At 55.2% G+C, this 19,080-nt stretch carries 17 protein-coding genes and 1 tRNA gene; 9 read left to right on the forward strand and 9 right to left on the reverse strand.

Features of this window, described 5'->3' with window-relative positions; genetic code table 11:
• The first annotated feature begins 166 nt into the window (after window positions 1-166).
• Genes KF784_05635 through lpxD form a run of 4 tightly spaced genes read left to right on the forward strand, consistent with a single transcriptional unit; the run spans window position 167 to window position 4,723 of the window.
• Window positions 167-2,041 (forward strand): BamA/TamA family outer membrane protein, encoded by a 1,875-nt coding sequence (locus tag KF784_05635; GenBank protein MBX3118525.1) that lies wholly within the window; start codon window positions 167-169, stop codon window positions 2,039-2,041.
• Window positions 2,042-2,050: 9 nt separating this feature from the next.
• Window positions 2,051-2,716: an OmpH family outer membrane protein gene (locus KF784_05640; protein ID MBX3118526.1), complete on the forward strand. Its 666-nt coding sequence runs from the start codon at window positions 2,051-2,053 to the stop codon at window positions 2,714-2,716.
• On the forward strand, window positions 2,703-3,719 hold the full coding sequence (locus tag KF784_05645; protein ID MBX3118527.1) for a hypothetical protein: 1,017 nt from the start codon (window positions 2,703-2,705) through the stop codon (window positions 3,717-3,719). Before KF784_05640 ends, KF784_05645 begins: the two co-directional genes overlap by 14 nt.
• Complete coding sequence (lpxD, locus tag KF784_05650) at window positions 3,689-4,723, forward strand: UDP-3-O-(3-hydroxymyristoyl)glucosamine N-acyltransferase (protein MBX3118528.1); 1,035 nt, start codon at window positions 3,689-3,691, stop codon at window positions 4,721-4,723. The genes KF784_05645 and lpxD overlap by 31 nt, the downstream gene beginning before the upstream one ends.
• Window positions 4,724-4,746: 23 nt before the next feature.
• Here the strand turns inward: lpxD and KF784_05655 are convergent, their stop codons facing one another.
• Entirely contained in the window at window positions 4,747-5,982 is a 1,236-nt protein-coding gene (locus KF784_05655) for a hypothetical protein (protein ID MBX3118529.1), read from the reverse strand.
• 376 nt (window positions 5,983-6,358) lie between these two features.
• Here KF784_05655 and KF784_05660 point away from each other — a divergent pair, with 376 nt between their 5' ends.
• The 3 genes from KF784_05660 to bla all read left to right on the forward strand — a co-directional run bounded on the left by KF784_05660 (window position 6,359) and on the right by bla (window position 8,921).
• The gene (locus KF784_05660; GenBank protein ID MBX3118530.1) at window positions 6,359-7,060 is read left to right on the forward strand and encodes a hypothetical protein; all 702 of its coding nucleotides are present in this window, start codon (window positions 6,359-6,361) and stop codon (window positions 7,058-7,060) included.
• A gap of 57 nt (window positions 7,061-7,117) precedes the next feature.
• Window positions 7,118-7,801 carry a DUF4157 domain-containing protein gene (locus KF784_05665; GenBank protein MBX3118531.1) on the forward strand — a complete coding sequence of 228 codons (684 nt, stop codon included), beginning with the start codon at window positions 7,118-7,120 and terminating at the stop codon, window positions 7,799-7,801.
• Between the two features lie 136 nt (window positions 7,802-7,937).
• Window positions 7,938-8,921 (forward strand): class A beta-lactamase, encoded by a 984-nt coding sequence (gene bla / locus KF784_05670; protein MBX3118532.1) that lies wholly within the window; start codon window positions 7,938-7,940, stop codon window positions 8,919-8,921.
• A gap of 345 nt (window positions 8,922-9,266) precedes the next feature.
• Here bla and KF784_05675 read toward each other — a convergent pair whose 3' ends face one another.
• Window positions 9,267-11,051, reverse strand: coding sequence for a VanW family protein (locus KF784_05675; protein MBX3118533.1), 1,785 nt, complete (start codon window positions 11,049-11,051; stop codon window positions 9,267-9,269).
• 276 nt (window positions 11,052-11,327) lie between these two features.
• Here KF784_05675 and KF784_05680 point away from each other — a divergent pair, with 276 nt between their 5' ends.
• Window positions 11,328-13,322, forward strand: a complete 1,995-nt coding sequence (locus tag KF784_05680; protein ID MBX3118534.1) for a DEAD/DEAH box helicase — start codon at window positions 11,328-11,330, stop codon at window positions 13,320-13,322.
• 80 nt (window positions 13,323-13,402) lie between these two features.
• On the opposite strand, the gene KF784_05685 is transcribed toward KF784_05680, so the two are convergent.
• Window positions 13,403-13,942 carry a rhodanese-like domain-containing protein gene (locus KF784_05685; protein ID MBX3118535.1) on the reverse strand — a complete coding sequence of 180 codons (540 nt, stop codon included), beginning with the start codon at window positions 13,940-13,942 and terminating at the stop codon, window positions 13,403-13,405.
• Window positions 13,943-14,096: 154 nt separating this feature from the next.
• Between KF784_05685 and KF784_05690 the strand changes: the two genes are divergently transcribed.
• Window positions 14,097-14,172, forward strand: a tRNA-Ala gene (locus tag KF784_05690).
• Here KF784_05690 and KF784_05695 read toward each other — a convergent pair.
• The 6 genes from KF784_05695 to KF784_05720 all read right to left on the reverse strand — a co-directional run bounded on the left by KF784_05695 (window position 14,161) and on the right by KF784_05720 (window position 18,928).
• Complete coding sequence (locus tag KF784_05695) at window positions 14,161-15,693, reverse strand: recombinase family protein (GenBank protein MBX3118536.1); 1,533 nt, start codon at window positions 15,691-15,693, stop codon at window positions 14,161-14,163. The two genes, KF784_05690 and KF784_05695, sit on opposite strands and share 12 nt — an antisense overlap.
• A 70-nt stretch (window positions 15,694-15,763) precedes the next feature.
• Window positions 15,764-15,979, reverse strand: coding sequence for a hypothetical protein (locus KF784_05700; GenBank protein ID MBX3118537.1), 216 nt, complete (start codon window positions 15,977-15,979; stop codon window positions 15,764-15,766).
• A 53-nt stretch (window positions 15,980-16,032) separates the two neighbouring features.
• A complete protein-coding gene (locus tag KF784_05705) occupies window positions 16,033-17,184 on the reverse strand; it encodes a hypothetical protein (protein ID MBX3118538.1) in 1,152 nt (383 codons plus the stop codon).
• 35 nt (window positions 17,185-17,219) lie between these two features.
• Window positions 17,220-17,990 (reverse strand): ImmA/IrrE family metallo-endopeptidase, encoded by a 771-nt coding sequence (locus KF784_05710; GenBank protein ID MBX3118539.1) that lies wholly within the window; start codon window positions 17,988-17,990, stop codon window positions 17,220-17,222.
• Entirely contained in the window at window positions 17,974-18,333 is a 360-nt protein-coding gene (locus KF784_05715; protein ID MBX3118540.1) for a hypothetical protein, read from the reverse strand. Before KF784_05715 ends, KF784_05710 begins: the two co-directional genes overlap by 17 nt.
• 13 nt (window positions 18,334-18,346) lie before the next feature.
• The gene (locus KF784_05720) at window positions 18,347-18,928 is read right to left on the reverse strand and encodes a hypothetical protein (protein ID MBX3118541.1); all 582 of its coding nucleotides are present in this window, start codon (window positions 18,926-18,928) and stop codon (window positions 18,347-18,349) included.
• Window positions 18,929-19,080 lie beyond the last annotated feature (152 nt).

Genomic DNA, 19,080 nt, shown 5'->3' on the forward strand with positions numbered 1-19,080 from the left:
AGAACGCCACGAAGTTCCAAGCTGGAAGCGCAAAAAACGCCCCCATTTTTGGATTTCAGGAGAATCCCGAGTGCGCCAGAGCGTACACTTTGCGGAGATACCGGTAGGCTTTCTTGCTATGCTAAGCGAGTGGGCTAGGATTGCCCAATCAAAGGATACACACAGGATGACTAGCAACGGATCAGCCCGAGCCATCAGCGTTTCTCTACTTCTGGTGACGCTACCTTCGGCCTTTGCGCAGAGCGAAGCCACAATCACCAAGGATTATGCGTTCACGCAAAACTCACGGGTTGCGCAAGCCAACAACGTGATCACCCAGATTGAGATCAAGGGTTTGGTCAACGTTAATCAAGAGATCATCGAAGCCACGATGCGCACGAAGGTGAGTCAGCCTTACATCGTCTCGCAGCTTGAAGCCGACAAGCGAGCGATTGAGGACCTGGGCTTCTTCCAAGCCGTTGACGTTCGCGCACGTGAGCAGGGCGACGGCTCTTGGATCGTCACCGTCGAAGTCATCGAATACCCAAAGATCAAAGAGATTAGGGTCGTCGGAAACAAAGCGGTCAGCACCGAAGAGATTCTCAAAGTCCTCGAAACCGCGCCCGCCCTTCCCGTCATTCCCGGAAACCTTTTCAACTTAAAATCGGTACGCGCCTGCTCAGAAGGCATCCGCAATCTGTACGCCAAGAAAGGCTTCTTTGGACAAGTTGACGTCTTTGGGCCGCTCTCTGAAGCCCCCGAAGTCATCAACGTCCAGATCATCGAATTGACGGTCAACAGCGTATCCGTACAAAACGCAACTCGCACAAAGCCAAGCGTTCTCAACAAGCTCATTCGCACCCGACCCAACGAACCGTTCAACGCCAACAAGTGGCGAAGCGACCTCCTCCGGCTCTACAACACGCAGTGGTTCGAGAAAGTAGACAGCCTTGAGAGAGCGACCGACGATATCGGCCGCGTGGACCTTATCGCCGATGTCAAAGAGCAGCGAACCGGAATCATCAACTTTGGTCTTCAGCTCGACCCCAGAAACAACATCGCAGGGTTTGGACGCTACACCGATACAAACTTCAAAGGTTCGGGCCAAACCGTAGGCATCAGCCTGCTCCACGGATCAACCGGCGGAGCCAGCGTTGACCTCGACTACGCTAATCCGTTCATCGACAATCGTGAAACGAACTTCTCGGCCTCGGTCTATAGCCGCGTTCTCTTCCGATTCTCCGGTGTCGGCTTTGGTGGAAACGACACGCCCACAGAAGACAACCGATTCTACGAGAGACGCACCGGAACGACGATTGCGATCACCCGCCCGATCAAGTCTGGCGGAACATCATACTTCTCGACCGCTTTCCGGTTTGAGAACGTTGTTTCGAACAACCTCGACGACCTCAACCAAAACACAGGATTCATCCAACAGGACGGAGACGTCGCCTCCATCATCTTTGCCGTGACGCGTAACCGTCGAGACACCGATATTGAGCCCTCACAGGGCGACTATCTCCGGGTCTCGCTGGAGCCGCTCTACAGCAACATCACAAAGATTGGGGGCGATGCATTGAACGACAACATCCTCGGCTCCAACTTCTCGTTCAAGACAAGCTTGGAATACCGAAAATACTGGTCGCCGCAGCCAGCAAGAACGAAGCTGGACGATCCTCGCAGAGTCGTTGCCTTCCGAGCCCGTCTCGGAGCCATCAGCGGTGAAGTGCCGTTCTTCGAGCAGTTCTTCGCCGGTGGAGCAGACTCACTCCGCGGCTATCCCGACGATCGCTTCTGGGGCAAGTATTTTGCGAACGCGACTGTCGAGTATCGACACCCCATCCAAAAAGCTTTCAATGCAATCCTTTTCGTCGACTACGGCAGCGTTTGGGGCGGATACGGTTCCGTGAACGACTTCACCCAAACCAAGCGCCCAGACTTCCAGTTGGGCTACGGAATTGGATTTAGCTTCCGATCTCCGCTTGGTCCCATTCGACTCGACTTTGGTTTCCGCCAGGGCGGAGGCAGCAGAACGCACTTCCAGATCGGAACGTCGTTCTAATTAGGATTCATGAGAATAAGTTTCAAGGATAAAGCTATGCAGAACAGTGGATTTATGAAAATGGGCTGGGTTGTTGCCGCAGCGATGGGAGCCGTCGTGCTCTTCAGCGGTTTCCAGGACAACACAAACAAGATGGGGGTCGTAAACCTCGCCACCGTCTTCAACGACAGCGAGTTTGGCAAGAAGCGCAAGATCGAAGGCGAAGCCCTCAAGCAAGCCCGCGAGGGCCTTCTTGAGTTTCTCGACACGTATCGTGTGATGACCATCGAGCAGGCGCAGAGGATTCGCGAACTCAGCCTCAAGCCGACGGTCACTGCCGCCGAAAAGGCCGAGCTTGAGCGCTTAAAGGCTGACGTGATCGCTGCCGACAAGAAGGCAAAGGAATACAGCCAGAAGGCCAGCCTCACGCCTGAAGAGCGCCAACTGCTGATCGAATACACCAATCGCAGCCAGCAGATCATCGAGCTCGCAAACCGCTGGCTCCGCGACTTCACCCAAGAACTTCAAACGTGGGACGACAAGACCCGCACCGAAGGACTGGATAAGACCCGCGTCGCCATTCAGCAAGCCGCAAAGCAGCAGGGCTACTCGATCGTGCTCGATGCGAGCATCGCTCCTTATGCCGCAAACGACATGACGGATGCCGCGCTTAAAGCGATGAATGCGAACAAATAAACTCGCCATCCTGGGAATATCGATCTTGGCCGTCGGCTGCACATCGCAGAAGCCGACGGCCTTCGTCGATTTAGAGGCCGCGGCCTTGGCAGAGGCTCAGGTCGCCGCCCTCACGCCGACAGTTGTGGACGGCACCTCCGGATGGTCGGTGAACCGCGAGGTCGGAGCCGCCGAAATGGGCGCTGAGCAGTTGGCAGCAAGAACAAACACCGACGCCATCCGCGAAGCCCGTGCCGCCATCGAAAAGAACCTCGCCGACGCCAAACGTTCCGCCACCGATAGGCTCTTCCGGCACTACCTCAAGCAGGTCACGCAGTTCAGAAAGGACGAGACAAAGAAGATTGAGGAAGAGCACGACCTCACGCTTGCCAAAGCGGACGAACGCATCAGTGTCCTCCTCCACGAGCTTGCCGAAAAGCGACACCCGCTCGTCGACGCCATCAACCCCTACACCGGATTTCCCCCACCCGCGCTCGAAAAGTTCTTGACGACCGAAGACGCTCCCCCCGCAGTCAAAAAGCTCATGCTCTCCATCCGTACAAAGCTGGAGAAGATAATTGAGCTGGATAACGAGTTCGCTGCGAACAAGGCCGCCATCTATGCCGACGCCCGCAGTCAAGCTGCCCAGCGCCGAATCGAAATGGAGATTGAAATCCAAAACCGGATCGACGAACTGCAGCAGCAGGCAAAAAAGGAAACGGAGCAGATCTTTGAGAAAGACCAGAACCTGTACGAAGGAATCCTTGTCTCACGCCCAGGACAGGCTTCCAGAGGTCTTCCCGCAACGAACGACACCATTGGACTAAGTGTCCCTTCCACGACTCTGCCAAAATGGAGCGCAGAAGCTCCCAAAACGGAAGAAGTAAGACGGAGCGAGATGGAGCGCGACCTCAATATTTTCCTTTCCGTACGCAACTACGAGCGCACGACAGACAGGACTGTAGGCGTCGATCTCACAAAGGACTTTATCGAATGGAGAAGAGAACGCCGCCTTGGACGCTAAGCCAAGTCGCCCTGATGGTTCAGGGCGAACTGCACGGACCGCCTGACGCGGTGATCGAGTCTCCTGTTTCTGCTGGAGACAGTCACCCATGCGGCATCACCTTCGCCCAAGACGACCACTACTTGGAGCTTGCCGAAGCCTCTTCTATCGCTGCCGTGATCGTGGGCAGACAGATGGCAGCAAAACGCGTCCCTTACATCCGCGTTGACAATCCCAAGGTCGCATTCCTGGGACTCCTGCAGAACTGTGATTCGCCCACAAGGCTTGACCAGGGTATTCACTCAACCGCCGTGGTCCACCCCTCTGCCAAGATTGCACCCACTGCACGGATCGGAGCACTCGCTGTCATCGCCGAAGGCAGCACCATCGGGGATGACACCGAGATCTACCCCCACAGCTACATCGGCGCGAACTGCAAAATTGGCTCGGGCGGAACGATCCACGCAAATGTATCGATCTACGCCAACACCGAGATTGGGGACCGCGTCATCGTCCACAGCGGTACGGTCATCGCTTCCGATGGTTTCGGATTTGTCTTCGATGGCAAACGCCAAATCAAAGTCCCCCAAATCGGACGTGTGATCATCGGCTCCGACGTCGAGATTGGGGCGAATACAACCATCGACCGCGCCACAACGGGAGCGACGGTCATCGGCGATGGCGTGAAGCTCGATAACCAAATTCAGATCGGACACAACACAACGGTTGGCGATCACACCGTCATCGCTGGAGGAGTCGGAGTTGCTGGCAGCGTACACATTGGCGCGCGAAACATTATCGGCGGAGCAACCATCTTCCGCGACCACGTCAGCACCACCGACGATGTGGTCCTCGGCGGGGCAACTGGTGTAGACCGAGATATCACCGAGCCCGGCATCTATTTTGGGCAGCCTGCCCAGCCGATCAGCCAGGCCAAAAGAGTCTTCCTGCTCATCCCAAAACTCCCCGAGCTCTTCAAACGTATCCGTGACCTCGAACGCAAAGTCGGCAAGGGCAACGACTAAGCGCAACAGCCCACCCCACTTGTCTAAGGCGCTTGATTGAGAAGCACAATATCAAGTCGCGTGGCAGGATTATAGGAGTTTCCAGCGACCCAAAGGTTGCCGCTTGTGGCCTGAAGGATATCGACAGCGTGATCGCCTTCACCAGCGGCACTTTGGTACTTCGTAACACCGAGGATGTTCCCGGCCCCGTTAAGCTTCACGGTGACGATGGACTCAGTCTCAAACGTCGTCCCAAACGCTAAATCCCAGCATGCACCCGTTGCATATATGAAGCCAGCTGAACTGACCATAATCGCCTCTGGCTGGTCCGGGCCAGGCACAGGCCCCGAGTATCGGGTGGTCCATGACAAAACGCCAGTTGAAGAAACCTTTGCTATAAGGAAGTCGTCGCCCGTTCCACCGCTGCTTGGGGGTCCTCCGTAAGAGTTTCCGAGCAAAATGACGTTGTTCGACGAATCAAGACACATTGAGATGCAAATCTCAGCTTTATCCGACCCACCATCAACGACAGTCGCCCACTGCTGCGTTCCGGACGCATTGTATTTGACAGTGAACATGTCTGTCTGCGAAACCAAGACTCCGCTTAAATCCGGCTTCCAAGTAGTTCCAGCAATGTAAACGTTGCCTGTGGCATCAATCTGAAGAGACGTGGTGCACTCTCTGCGACCATTTCCACTGTCGTAGATCGCGGCCCACAAAACGGCACCGGCTGAACTTACTTTTGCCACAAGTGCGTCTTCGCCGGAGCTTCCAGTCGCCATCGCTCCGCCGACGCATACATCGCCATTGGATAGAACTGCAAGCGCCGAAATAGTGTCATCCCCCAAACCGCTATCAAACACGATTTGCCAGAGAAGCGTCCCTGCTGAACTCAACTTAATCAGAAAAAGATCTGTTCCCGTGGCCGTCCTGCGTTCACCTCCGATGTACAGCGTTCCTCCTGGCCCAACTGCGGCTGTGACTGGAGAATCCTCAACGTTGATCCCAGAATCCCAGCTAAAGGTCCACTGGAGAACCCCTCCTGAGGAGTACTTACGAGCAAAGACATCGGTGCCCGATACGGGATGAGGGGCGGCGCCAACTAGGTATGGGTTATCTGAAGAGTCTATGACGACTTGAGTCCCGTTATCGTAATTCGAGCCAGGTCCGTTGTAAGTTGCTTGCCATTGGAGGACACCGGCGCTACTGTATTTTGCAAGGAGCGCGTTGTACCTCTGCGCAGGAAGAGAAGGGTTTTCCGTAATCCCGGCTAGGTACACACTTCCTGCTGAGTCTCGAGCAATATCAACAACCTCGTCATGTGAAGTACTCGGCCCTATGTAAACAAGCGCAGGCGGCACCGGAGCTGCTGAAGCCCTCTGCTGTGCGTAGCCCTTTGCAGAAGCTATCAAAGTACTAAAACAAGCTAAAACCGTGAATGTTGCAGTAGTGAATCTTGTCACAGGCAGTCTCCCTTCTACTTTTTCATATCATATCCGCGATGAAAAAACTTCTCAAGCGCACAATTTTCTACTTGTTCTGAGTAGCCCATACTTGATATATAGATTATATTATACGAAACCGAAGGCAATTAAGATGAACGTCACTTCGAGAATAATTCTGAGTTTAATAGTTCTATATTTAACGATCCTAAGTGTGTCGTATGCCTCAATCTTTATTCCAGGGATTCATAAAGACATTACTGAAGAAGCTATGGATGGCTTTAACTTCTCGGCTGAAGCAACCAGGAAAGTTGTCAATGCAAACCTGCTTCAAGACACGGGAGAGATGAAGCTTGACCGCACGAAGAAGCCGCCACAAATCGTTCCGAACGAGAAGTACAATCCAGCGCACCACTTTGATCGGAATCCACCAAAGACGAATGCTCAAGCAGCGGCAGACGGAGCAGCTTACGTCAAGGGAAAGAAGGATGCCATCATAGAAGCGATTCAGGCTTGCGACTTCGAAAAAGCTCTCAATTGCCTTGGCGCTGCCCTGCACGCCATTCAGGACTTCTATTCCCACTCGAACTATGTAGACCTCAGCGCGGCAGATCAGGCTGCGGCCGACAAAGCTGTAACCGATCCCAATTCGCCAATGCCCGACAGTGTCCAACTCACCGGTTATGATAAGGGCACCGGAAAGGACCCAGTAGGCGATCCGTATGGGCATGACGCCAAGTCGAAAGATAGCCCGAACAAAAACGACGAATCGAAGAAGAAGGATGCCAACGACAAGACAAATCATGAGAAAGCCAAGGATGCGGCCACCAAAGCGAGCAAGGCCTTTATTCAGTGCATCAAGGACGAAGTCGATGCAAAAAAATGGGAGCAGTTTGTGAACTGGAAACCGGGCTAAACCCGCCCTGGACAGATAGTCAAGTATGAGGTTTCCGGGTAAACAGAGCAGACGCCCATGAAACTCGCTGCCCTTATCTTGCTCTCCACGGTTATCGCAACGCCCCAGGACAAGCCCTCGCTCGACCGACACATCTACCCGCTGTCAAAGCCGCTCGCCTGTCCCGAGGTTGTCATTGACACCACCGACTTCCCCGAGGCGAAAGAATGGGCCGAGGCCGCCAAGAAAGTCGTAACGATGTGGTTTCCTAAGGTCACCGAACTGCTGTCCACGGCTGACTACAAGGTCCCCGCAAAAATCACGCTCGTCTTTAAAAAGGAGATCAGCGCCCCTGCTTATGCCAGTGGCTCCACCATTACCGTCAACGGCAAGTGGATCACCGAACACCCCGACGACCTTGGCATGATGGTGCACGAACTCACCCATGTCGTTCAGCAATATCCGGGCAGCCGCACTACGCCGGGCTGGCTGGTCGAAGGGATCGCCGACTACGTGCGCTGGTGGCGATACGAACCGGAAGCGCCACGGCCCAAGATCAACTACGAAAAGGCCAGCTACAAAGATGCCTACCGCACCACCGCCTACTTCCTGGCCTGGACCTCCCGCAAATACAACATGGGGCTCGTCCCTGCGCTTGATGCCGCCTGCCGAACCCGAAAAGATCCGATGCCCGTATTCAAAGACCTCACCGGCAAAGACGCCGACGAGCTTTGGAAGGAGTTCATCGAAAACAAGCCGTGACCTTCATTCCGCTTACTACCCCTCGCCCCAAGCGATTCGCACCCACACTCCTCAACGCTACCGTAGGGTTGAGGCTCGGATATCTCAATCCTAATGGTTTGCTGATCGCCACCCTCCTCCTTCATAATCCAGATCAATGCTGATCTCCTTCCTCTGTCTTGCTGCACAGGCCACCCAACAATTCCCCGCACTCGACACTTCGTACCTCCAAATGAGGGTCCGTGAGATCGAGTCAGAGCTGCCAAAGGCCAAGCTAGGGGTCGCAATCAGAGATGAATCTACCGGGGAGAGCTGGCTTTATCGGGGTGATGAGCGATTCCCGATGCAAAGCACATTCAAGATGCCTCTCGGGGTGGTGCTCTTACGTACCGTCGAGAAGGGGAGTTATCAGCTCGCCACCAAGCTAACCATCCAAAAGTCGGACCTCAGTGTGCCTTACAGTCAAATCAATCGCTGGTTCTTCGAAGGCAAGAAGGAGTACACACTCCAGAGGATATTGCAGCTCACGGTACAGTCCAGCGACAACACCGGCGCTGACATCCTCATGAGGATGCTCGGCGGGCCAGCCGCTGTAACCAAAGAGCTGACAAGTATGGGTGTGAGGGGGATTCGGATCGACCGCTATGAACGCGATATGCAAAGGGATGCCTGTGGACTTGGCTCTTTCACCTATGCAATGGCTACGGATGATGGCTTTGCCGTAGCGATGAAAAAGGTATCCAAAGCCGAACAGAAGGCTGCAATGGACCGGTATCTGCTAGACCCGCAAGACACCGCGACGCCCAAGGGCATGATGGACTTTTTACGTCATTTTCGGGCAGGAGCGTATTTGAAACCTGGTTCCATGCAGATTCTAACCAAGATGTTAACCGAGACAACCACCGGTAAGAATCGCCTCATTTCCGGACTGCCCAAAGGCTCAACCCTTGCCCATAAAACAGGGACCGGTCGAGATATCCAAGGAAGGGCCGGTGCGGTGAACGATCTAGGAATCGCGACTTTGCCAAACGGTCGTAAGATCATCATTGTTGCGTTGCTCGCTGGGGCCGGAGGCACAGATGCACAACGTGAACGCGCAATCGCAGAAGTTGCCCGTGCGGCGGTAAATGCCCTGCGCTAAAGCTGCCCTCCGCTTACCCCACGTTTCGCCCCTGTACTTGCATTCTTCCAGGAGGGGGCTCCGAAATATTGGGCGGTCTAAACCGGGGAGGGCAACGCTTTGTCGTTGCCGGTTTGAATGGTCGCGCTCCGATTGCCCCATAACTGAAGTTATGGAAGGTCATTCTTGGGAGTGCGCGAATTCATTCGCGCTTTCGACGGGAACACGCAACGCAACTATGTACAAGGGCATAGTAGCCGATGTTTCAAGAACTTTCGTCTTTGCAATGAATAGATGAACACTCAGAGATTCAAGAGGGAGCTATGCCTTGGTGGGAGATACATTCTTATGGTCAGATGACGATACTCAGGTACTCGTTACCGCACGGATAGCATTAACTAAAACCTCCGTACCTCCGTAATCGACAACAGTTACACCGTCGCGCTCGCCTAGTCCACACTGCCGCGTCGCAATCACAGGAATCCCCAGAGCCAGTGCCTCTAAAAGCTTGCGCGGTTGGTCCTCCAGCAACGCCGGTTGCACAACCAGTCCCACCCCGTCGAGCCAGCTTTTGCCCGAATCCGGCCTGCGCACATCCACCTCATCCCAAAAGTCGTCCCCCTCGTGATTAGCCGCAGTAAGACTTAGGCTAATGCCAAGCCGAAGAGCCGCGTCCCGAACCTCGTAAGCCCCTTTTCGCGCAATCGAAGGGCCCGGAAACGCCACTCGGTTTCCGGCCTGAATGTTGGCAGGTGCGTTAGGCATGTGCCAATTCAACAGCACCGCCTTATCTGGAAACAGCGATGCGATGTAGGCATGGGGCGTGATGATCCGATCCGCTGCCTCCAGAGCTTCCCGCTCGGCCTTGACGACCCAATCCGGAGCGCGGTAATCGGCAAGCAACCGCCGTTCGGGATGCTTGGCAAACTCCTCGTCGAGAATCTCCTGGAGGGCAAAAATCGGCAACCTCTGCATAAGAACATCGAAAGTACGCCCGCCCAGCACTCCGTCACGCCAGAGAAACGGTAAGAGCGATTGGTAGACGCAGAGCCTCCGAACGTCAAACATGAGCTGACCTGCATAGCATCGGGCTAGCTCTTCGTCAAACCGGAATGCCGCCTTCCGCAGTTCCGGACCTTGGCTTGCTAACTTTCGTGAAATCCAAGAACGACGAAGTGTTGGAAGTGTCGCCGTGACTTGATGTACATCGGCATGGGCGGACCAAGAGTATCGTGCCATCCGAAACCGCTCTGCGTCTATCGGCGCGCAAAGGGTGTCTTCCGGCTGGATCGCGTCGCGGATATAGGCGTTGTATTCGGGCCAACGCTGATCGACAAGATACGCGGTTTTCCCCGATATCGGAGTGTGATCATGCGCACCATGCCGGTAGCAATCGTCCTGCCCGCACGTCTCACAGCTATTCGCAATCACGCCATTCGCGCGAAACGCCTTCCTCTCCAACAGGCTCACCAGCGTCGCCTCCTGCTTCTTCGTTCCCAAAATGCGAACGACCATTTCGTCGGCCGTGAGAAAAGCCTGAATGTAAAAGTCAGCCTTGGCCTTGAATCGAAGGTCGATGTAGTTCCACGCCACTGTCGCATCGCGGCCAGCTGCCACGGAAGAGTTCGGGACTTGGCGCGAGTGCCCGTGCCTCTCCACAATCTCCAATCCCGTCTGTAGTGCAAGATCGTGCAGAGCGTTGGAGAGTTGGCAGATACCCCCGGCAATGGCAGGCACGATGCAGCCTTCCTGCAGCTGCCGCCCTGACACAAAGCCGCGCCCCCGCCCGGGGTAGCCGACCTGCTTCCAAAAGCTAAACGTCTCTCCAGCAGGAACGCAAATGTTGTGAACGGCTCGGCACACGATGCGCAGGTTCTGCACTTTGCCCATTTGGAGCCGCTGCTCGGCGGGGTCGGTTTCCGACCACAGCGGCGTGCGAGATTCGGCAAGGGCAACTGCGCCCTTCGGAATGTCCAATGGTTCAAACCGGGCGATCTTCAGCCTAGAATCCAGTAAGCGACGCCGCCATCGAAAAGCCTGAACGGCGATCCGATATTTGAGGTTGCTCACTGGTGTGGGAAAACGGTTGTTAGGGTGAGATTGCTCACCCGCCTCATCGGCTTCTGACGAACGCGATGGCTGTGTTTTCACCGGCTATGCATAATACGCGCCACTAGGTTCGGGGTTTCAGCGAACCTCCATCCCTTCCGCATACACTTACTGTGTCCCAAAGCCCCAGACGCCCCTTTCGGTACAATTTCTACCGTCCGTCCAATAGACCGACTTCGACAAAACCGCGTGAGGATCTCAGTTAAAGCGAGAAAGCGCTTACGCACAGGCCACCGACCATTGCCCCGGCCCCTGCCTGTCACGATCCCAGCGGCAAGCGCGAGACGCGCTCAATCACACATGTCACAAGAGTTAAATATGGGCTTCGCCGCCCTCAATGTCGCTAGCAGGCTCTGTAATCTGCTCGCCCGACACGGTATCGTCACCCCCACTCCCATCCAAGCTCTGGCCATTCCGCCCGTGCTGGAAGGGAAAGACCTCATCGGTGTTGCCCAAACCGGCACCGGCAAGACGCTCGCCTTTGGCCTCCCCATGGCCGAAAGGCTTGGCCAGGGAGACCTCGGCCTCGTCCTCGCCCCTACCCGTGAGCTCGCCCAACAGATTTGCGAAACTTACGATAAGCTCGGCGTTCAAAGCGTCCTCATCGTTGGAGGCGCATCCATCGCCCAACAGGTTCGCCAACTGCGCGGACGGTATGCCGTCATCGTCGCCACCCCCGGCCGCCTGATCGACCACCTTGCTCGCAATACGGTTCGACTCAGAAACGTCTCTATCGTCGTGCTCGACGAGGCTGACCGGATGCTGGATATGGGCTTTGCCCCCGCCATTAAGCGCATCCTCGACCAAGTCCCCACCAACCGCCAAACGCTCCTCTTTAGCGCGACCATGCCGAAAGCCATCGTCGAGCTCTCCGCTGAGTATATGAGAGACCCGCAGCGCGTGCAGACGGAATCGGGCGGCGCAGGCGCCGATCTCGTGGAGCAGGAACTGTTCTATGTAAAGCACGAAGAGAAGCAGCCGCTCCTCTGGGATCTGCTGCACGAGCACGAAGGCACCGTCCTTATCTTCTCTCGTACCCGACACGGAGCCAGAAAGCTCGCGAAGGCCACGCGCGATAACGGACACACCGCCGCCGAAATCCACGCCGACCGCAGTCTGGCCCAACGCCGCGAAGCCCTCCACGGCTTCAAAGTAGGCCACTACCGCGTCCTCGTCGCCACCGATATCGCCGCGCGAGGAATCGACGTCAAGGACATCTCCCTCGTCGTCAACTACGACGTTCCTGAGTGCCCCGACGACTATATCCACCGCATCGGCCGCACCGGACGAGCCGGAGCCCTCGGCAAGGCGATCACGTTTGCCATGCCCCAACAATCCCGCGACGTCCGCGACATCGAAAACCTCTTGCGAAAGCCCCTTCCGATCTCCGACCGCAGCACATCGCTGCCCAAGGGCATCAGCCCCGTAGGCAAGGCATCGCGCCCGAGCAGAAACGCTCCCCGTGTCGAGCGCAAGCACGAGTCGCTGAGACACCTCGACGCTCCCCCCGCTCCTCGGCACCACAACTACGATGATCGTGGAACGCAGAGAAGGTTCGAGTCGCCCGACGCGCCCCGTGCCGCCCGCCAAGATAACCGCGACAATCGTGGCTACACCTCAAACCGAGGCGGCTACAGTGGAGACCGAAACGACGCTCCCCGACAGGACAACCGCGACAATCGCGGCTACAGCTCAAACCGGGGCGGCTACAGTGGAGACCGAAACGACGCTCCCCGACAGGACAACCGCGACAATCGCGGCTACAGCTCAAACCGGGGCAACTTCAGCAGAGATCGAAACGACGCTCCTCGACAGGACAACCGCGACAACCGTGGCTACCACTCCGACCGGCCGTACCGCCCCGGGCAATCGAACGATCGGCCCTACAATTCGGATCGCCCTCAAAGGCCCGGACATTCGGACGACCGCGGTTACAAGGGCAACAAGCGATTCGACTCCCGAAGTCAGGATGGACCTCGCCCGCCGAAGCCCGCCCGCAGCGCCGACTCCAAGCCGTGGGAAAGAAAGAGTGGCCCACCGCCGAAGCACTCTAAGCCCGTCCACAAAGATGGCGAGCGCGCCCCACGACGTGTGATCGACCCCAAATCGGCAGAAACCCCGAAGCGGCACCGCGACACCTTCAGCGAGCCTTTTCCCGTTCCCACGAAACGGTCGAAGTCAACTACGAGCAGCAAGTCGGCCAAGCCCAAGAAGCGAAAGACAGCCGCCGCGACGATCCCAACGGAAGCCCCATCGGTGAGAAAAACCCACCGAGGCTGGTCCGGCAAAGGCAAGCCAAAGCGCAACGTCTAATCGGCGACGAACCAATTCCCTCCCTTCCATTTTTCTGGAAATGGAGGGGAGGGTTAGGGTGGGGAGGTCCCGGCTCCGAGCTACTTAACTCCCTCTAAGCTCCGAGCGACTTTATTCCAAGGCATCGCCCCAAAAAGCGCCGCCATGCCGCAAACATTCGTCAAGCCTGCAAACGTGAGTCCTGCCCCCACAAACATCGCCAGATAGATCCAAGCTGGTGACACCATAATCGAGAGCGCCGTGCCCATAAGAACCAGCAGCCCTGCCGCAAGGCGTACTTGCCGCTCAATAGCCCAACGGCTAGCCGTCGAACTCACAGCTGGAAGCCCCTCTGCCATCCACGCGGACGTGCCCCCTTCAAGGACAAAAAGGTCGTCGCGATAGCCCTTTAGGTTCTCATAACACATGCTGGCCCGGCCTCCGCTCTGGCAGACAATCACGACCGGATCGGCGCTGTGCAGGTCGTCCAGGCGTGTATCCACCTGCTCAAGGGGCATGTTCACCGTACCGGGAATATGCCCGGACGCGTATTCGCCGGGGGACCGGACGTCAATAAGCTGCAGCCGCTCCCCAGTGGAGAGCTTGTCTTTCAATTCAGTTGGCTTGATCATGCGAATCATACGGAGTTCACCTGACAAGACAGAGTCGAGGCCGCTCAACAAGGATTCAAGTTCCCGATCCCAAAATCCTTACAACCCCTTACGGCCCTTACAATCCGTACCAACCCCATAATCCCCTCTCTCCTCCCCCTTGGGTAGAATCTTGTTCCTCCATGGGGATGTAGCTCAGCTGGGAGAGCGCTGCAATCGCACTGCAGAGGTCGTGGGTTCGAATCCCATCATCTCCACCAATCTACAGATTTGACGAATACGAGCCGCTTTTCCTCGGCTTCAGCTTCTTTCGGAAGCTCAGAAATCACCGTATTTAGCATCAAATCGAAGAACTCATGAAGCTCGACTTCGAGTTTTCCGTCCTTCCAGACCGAGTTCGAACACATATATCCTACAAGTTCGTGCTTTTGGTTGGAGTCTGCGTTTTTGAATCTAAGATGGGCGGTTGAGGCCAGTTCGAACAATCGCATCGTTTGGTCGATGGAAGCGGTCTCCACACGGTCGATGGCGGCAAGCTCGATCTTCTTCTCATTGACCTCGGCTTCCCATTTCATGCGAGTTGCCCGATAGAAATCGGTGGTGATGTCCCCAGCGATCTTGTCGAGATAGAGTTGCTCAAGGCGTCCTTCGATCTCGGCGATGGATTTCGTTAAATCTCTCTCGTGGATAGCTCGCCTCGCATGACGGTCTTTGTCGGCTTCCGCGAGTCCCTGGGTGATCCAGGGCATTGCGAAATCGGGAATGTGAAGACCTCGGAGAAGCTGGGTGAAGGCTTCTGTGATCTTAGACTCAGCGATGTACGGGCGTCCACAGATTTCGCGCTTGCGTCCCGTGCAGTGGTAGTAAACGTATTTGCCCTTTTTGCGTTCGGCAGTGAGCAGTTCGCCGCAGGCGCACCGAATGAGTCCGCGATAGGCGAACTCTCTGCCACCGAATCCGGTGTTCGTTGTTCGCCCCTCACGGATATCCTGCGCCCGTTTCCAAGTGTCCATCGACACAAGCGGTTCATGGATGCCGACAGATTCTTTGCCCTGCCAGCGTATCAAGCCGCAATAGGCGGGATGTTTGATAATCTGTTCAATCGTGCTCCTCACCAAGGGTTTGCCTTTCTTGGTGGTGAGCCCTGCCTTACGCGCCCACTTGGTTAAGGTGTCGTAGCTTTCAAGTCCCGATGCATACCTCTCAAGGAGTTCTTTGATGAGATGCGCCCGTGCTGGATCGGGAACAATGATCTTCCGTTTCGTCCCCGGTTCTTGAGCATTGAGGTAGCCGAGCGGCGCGTGGGTGGGATAGATGCCCTGCGCCGCCTTCTCATTCAGCCCTTTGCGGATTTCCTCGGAGAGGTTATCCACGTAGTTCTTGGCCATCAGTACGCGGATTCCGTGCATAAACTTGTCTTGACTCTTCGAGCCTTCGCCAATGACCATCCCATCCTTGACGAAGTGGAGCTCTACGCCGAGGTGATCCACCTTCACGTAGTCGGCGAAGTTCCGGTAGAGGCGGTCAACCTTCTCAACGAGAATGACATGGCCGGGATTGGCTTCCAAGAAGCGGAGCATTTCTCCAAAGGCGCGTCGTCCTGACTGTTTGGCCGTCTCGGCTTCGGTGAACTCACTAACCACGTCTACCTGCTGTTCGGCGGCATAAGCTCTCAAGAGGCGGAGTTGGGCATCGACACTGAACCCTTCCACTTCCTGCTCTTTGGAACTGACGCGAGCATAGATCACTGCCTTGACCCGCGTCAGCGTCTTCTTCCTCATCCAATCCTCCTACGGTTGACCATTGTGACCGGAAGAAGGGAATCGTCTTTGCTCACTACGTTCATCTGTGTTACGCTCCGGTTTGACTCGCTTCGAGGGAAGCAAGTCGGTCGAGAAGGACTTGGTAGCTCTCGGTATCCTGAATGATAAGGGCAGGCTTGCCATTGACCGTGAGCACAGACGGCTTTCCACTCTCTGTTAGGCGGTCGATATGTCGACGGTGATGGCGTAGAAAGTCGGTGAGGGAAAAGACTTGCCGGAGGTCAATCAACGCACCTTTTGCCATCATAGGATTCTATGATAGCAGGTGGCTCACAAGCCTGGCCACCGAATGATTAGCTACCAGCGACGTTCTGAATAAAGGTCTTCATATTCCGGCTCGGACGGGTCTTTCCCTTGGTTCAAAGTCTCGGCAATGCCACTGACCGGATCAAGACTATCTGCGACATGAGTTGCCCAGGAAAGCCACTTCTCTGTGGCTTCGTGCGCTTCGCCTTGCGAAGAATTCCGAACCCGTTCAATCAGTAGGCGAATATCCTCGGCTTGACGAAGCGAACCAGCCTGACGTAACAGTCGCTTTGCACGCCCATGCGCCTTCCTTTGCCGCTCCTGTTCCTCATATCGAAGCCGCTCTTCTTCATGCCGCCGAATCTCAGCTTCCTTCATCTCAACCTCCCGCTGAGCTTTGCGCTGAAGGAGTTTGACAAGGCACTCTGCTATCTCGGAAATCTTCTCATCCAAAGAGGTTGAAGCTGAATCAGACCATTGTTTCGGACACGGGGCACCATAGATATCCTCGGCTCGGAACTGAAGAAACCCTGTCGGCGCATATTCTGGGGTTGGCCCCGTTCGTTCGGATAGATAAAGGCGCGGATAGGGATCATCACGCACTTTCGGCTTGTCCGCCATATATCGCCCAGTCTTTTCTTTTAGCTCAATCGTGACCGTCTGCTTGCCGTCTGTGAAAGCGGTTCCAGCATCTTTGACGAGGCTGAGACCAGACCCTTTGCACGCTTCAATCAGTTCGTTCCAAAGCCAGATCGCGCGGTCAATATTCGGGGGAGCAATTTTGGTTCGGAGAACTCCCTGTTGCCAGACATCGGAGAGACCGTAATCGAAGTTCGGCTTCTGCTTGAGCAACGCCTTCTTTGTTGCCGCCACAATGGGAGGTAGCTTCTCTAGTGAATAATCGCGCTCTGGCGGTGTGTACTTCTTCAGATCATCCGCGCTCTTGGGAATCCTTTTCTTCTTTCTCACAACTGACCAACTTGCAGGCAAAGGCTCTTTCTTGACCTTCTTACCATTCTGCAACTTGGCCCAATACCCTCGCATTGGCGTCGGAATCCCAAGGTTGTTGCACCGCTTCTTGAGCCCCACATCGCTGATGCCAAGCTTAGGAGCGAGGGTTGCCATTGCCTCGGACCAAACCGCCTCGTAAAGCTCTTCCCGGCTCATTTTGTTGAGCGTAAGGGCACCTTCAGATTCTGTCATACATAACTATGGCTTACTCACCTTATGGTGGGCAATCAGTCATCTACGGTCACGATGCTGACTGTAACGCCGTAATCTCCTAGCTCGACCGACTGCTCAATCACACTGAAGCGATCACGATTGAAATCATCGGGAAACCACGCAGAAGTTTCGACCGTCTCGGGCGCGACAGCATCATCTATACCGTCAGTGCAATAACGAGCTAGACTGTCACCATCCAACTCAGTGCCAATCTGCTTGAAGAAGTAGCTTTCGGCCCTCTTACTGCGTTGATACCATTTAATTTTTCCATCGACGCTGAAAACTGCAAAAACCGGAAGGTCAGAAAATTGCACCATGCGAAGCAGGGCAGCAGTAAATGAAGTTTGAAAACGCTCAGCTAGTCGCTTAGCGTCGTCAACTATCGGTGCTTTGTAGCGCATAGCTTCCGTAAAAAGAAAACCAGGCATCAAGAGTTCGGCGGCGAAGGCGTTTGCTTCCAACTCGTGGGAACTGCCTCGATAAGCCTGAATGTCTTCCGCCGTGCAAAGCACATGCTCAAGACCGGGGTGTAGCTCCCAATGACCTAACTCATGCGCAATGGTAAAACGTTGCTTACCTATCTCGGGAATATCGGCGTTGTATACGATGAGGCGGCGATGGCGTATCAGCACCCCGTGTAGACTTCGAAGGCTCTCCGCCCGTACAGCCACTCCCCTCATTGCACAAAGCTCTTCGATGCGTTGCAATGACTCTATCGCAGTTATGTCGAGAGCATCAAGAACCTCAATCGCTTTTTTCCTTGCGAGGTCAATCCTCGGTGCCATCATCCTCTATATCTGGCTGGGCAAGTCGCTGTAGCAGTTCCTTATCCTCCTGATCCACCACGATATCCGTGCGGGCAGCAAATGCAAAACCGTTGGAAATGGGTTTGGCGGTTCGCAATGAGTTCACCTCCGCTTGCTCTGCGGCTCGGGCCGCTTCGAATTTGTTGCGAATGATTTGAAGGCGTTTATTGGTAGCCTTTTCGAGTGCTTGGGGGTTGATCCCTTGAGACTGGAGCCTTTCTCCCACTTCCTCCTTTGAAAGCGACGCGATATCGCCCTCAGTGGCTGATGCGAATGAAAGCAACTCACGGACCACTTTGTAATTCGTTTGCTTCTCGCTCATTAGTAAATCCTTGTCATGTGGCGGTTTCCTTGATTTTCTGGAATAGATCGTGTTTTTCTAAAAGTGCTTGCAGGTGAGTGCGTCGTTTGTTGAGTTCGTGTTTGGATATTTTTAGTGCGGTTTGAACCTCTCCCCAATTTACCGAGCCGTCGTTTCCGACTTGCTCTTGGAGGGCCAGGATAAGTTCCTGGGTTCCATCGTCGGCGTCATCATAGAGAGCATTGAGAAGCTCTGCGGTTGCCTGGTCGGTCGCTACGTCCACTTCTTCTGTTTCGTAGCTGATGGTAGTGGGGCATTTCGTGTACTTCTTCTTATCATCGGTGATAAGGCGTCGCACCAGAACCTCAAGAAAAGGAAACAAGTCCCCACGGTCAGGCTCCCATTTGTTCTTTCCGGTCATGCAGCCTTCATAAGCTTTTTCGATGGCTGTAAGGGCGTAGTCCTCAGCAGAGCATCCAGAAGGGGCGGCGGTGCCATCTTTTGTCCGGCTACAGTAGCCGCAGAGCTTAAGTTGGTTCAAGGCCACAAGAGTAAGCCTGCCCACAATATCCAGCCAATCCTGTTGGTCTAGTTGCGCTTTCAGTTGGTCGTCCAAGATGGGTTCCCTTTACGTCGCGTGCCAGCGTTCACGGAGCAGTGCAAGCCTCCTCATATATCTCTTATGCGCTCGACTCTTAAATTTTGGACGAAAAAAGTTATGAAAAACAATTCGGCCAATTCCGCGTCGCCAAGCGCATGAGAGATGTA

The sequence above is a fragment of the Fimbriimonadaceae bacterium genome (genome assembly GCA_019638775.1).
GTDB lineage: Bacteria > Armatimonadota > Fimbriimonadia > Fimbriimonadales > Fimbriimonadaceae > JAHBTD01.

Bases quoted from the DNA above. Each gene is read 5' to 3' on its own strand.
- KF784_05665 (MBX3118531.1), top strand. From the start codon at position 7,118: ATGAAACTCGCTGCCCTTATCTTGCTCTCCACGGTTATCGCAACGCCC.
- KF784_05710 (MBX3118539.1), bottom strand. From the start codon at position 17,990: ATGGCACCGAGGATTGACCTCGCAAGGAAAAAAGCGATTGAGGTTCTT.
- lpxD (MBX3118528.1), top strand. From the start codon at position 3,689: ATGGAGAAGAGAACGCCGCCTTGGACGCTAAGCCAAGTCGCCCTGATG.
- KF784_05640 (MBX3118526.1), top strand. From the start codon at position 2,051: ATGAGAATAAGTTTCAAGGATAAAGCTATGCAGAACAGTGGATTTATG.
- KF784_05700 (MBX3118537.1), bottom strand. From the start codon at position 15,979: ATGGCAAAAGGTGCGTTGATTGACCTCCGGCAAGTCTTTTCCCTCACC.
- KF784_05705 (MBX3118538.1), bottom strand. From the start codon at position 17,184: ATGACAGAATCTGAAGGTGCCCTTACGCTCAACAAAATGAGCCGGGAA.
- KF784_05680 (MBX3118534.1), top strand. From the start codon at position 11,328: ATGGGCTTCGCCGCCCTCAATGTCGCTAGCAGGCTCTGTAATCTGCTC.
- KF784_05635 (MBX3118525.1), top strand. From the start codon at position 167: ATGACTAGCAACGGATCAGCCCGAGCCATCAGCGTTTCTCTACTTCTG.
- KF784_05695 (MBX3118536.1), bottom strand. From the start codon at position 15,693: ATGAGGAAGAAGACGCTGACGCGGGTCAAGGCAGTGATCTATGCTCGC.
- KF784_05645 (MBX3118527.1), top strand. From the start codon at position 2,703: ATGCGAACAAATAAACTCGCCATCCTGGGAATATCGATCTTGGCCGTC.
- KF784_05685 (MBX3118535.1), bottom strand. From the start codon at position 13,942: ATGATTCGCATGATCAAGCCAACTGAATTGAAAGACAAGCTCTCCACT.
- bla (MBX3118532.1), top strand. From the start codon at position 7,938: ATGCTGATCTCCTTCCTCTGTCTTGCTGCACAGGCCACCCAACAATTC.
- KF784_05715 (MBX3118540.1), bottom strand. From the start codon at position 18,333: ATGAGCGAGAAGCAAACGAATTACAAAGTGGTCCGTGAGTTGCTTTCA.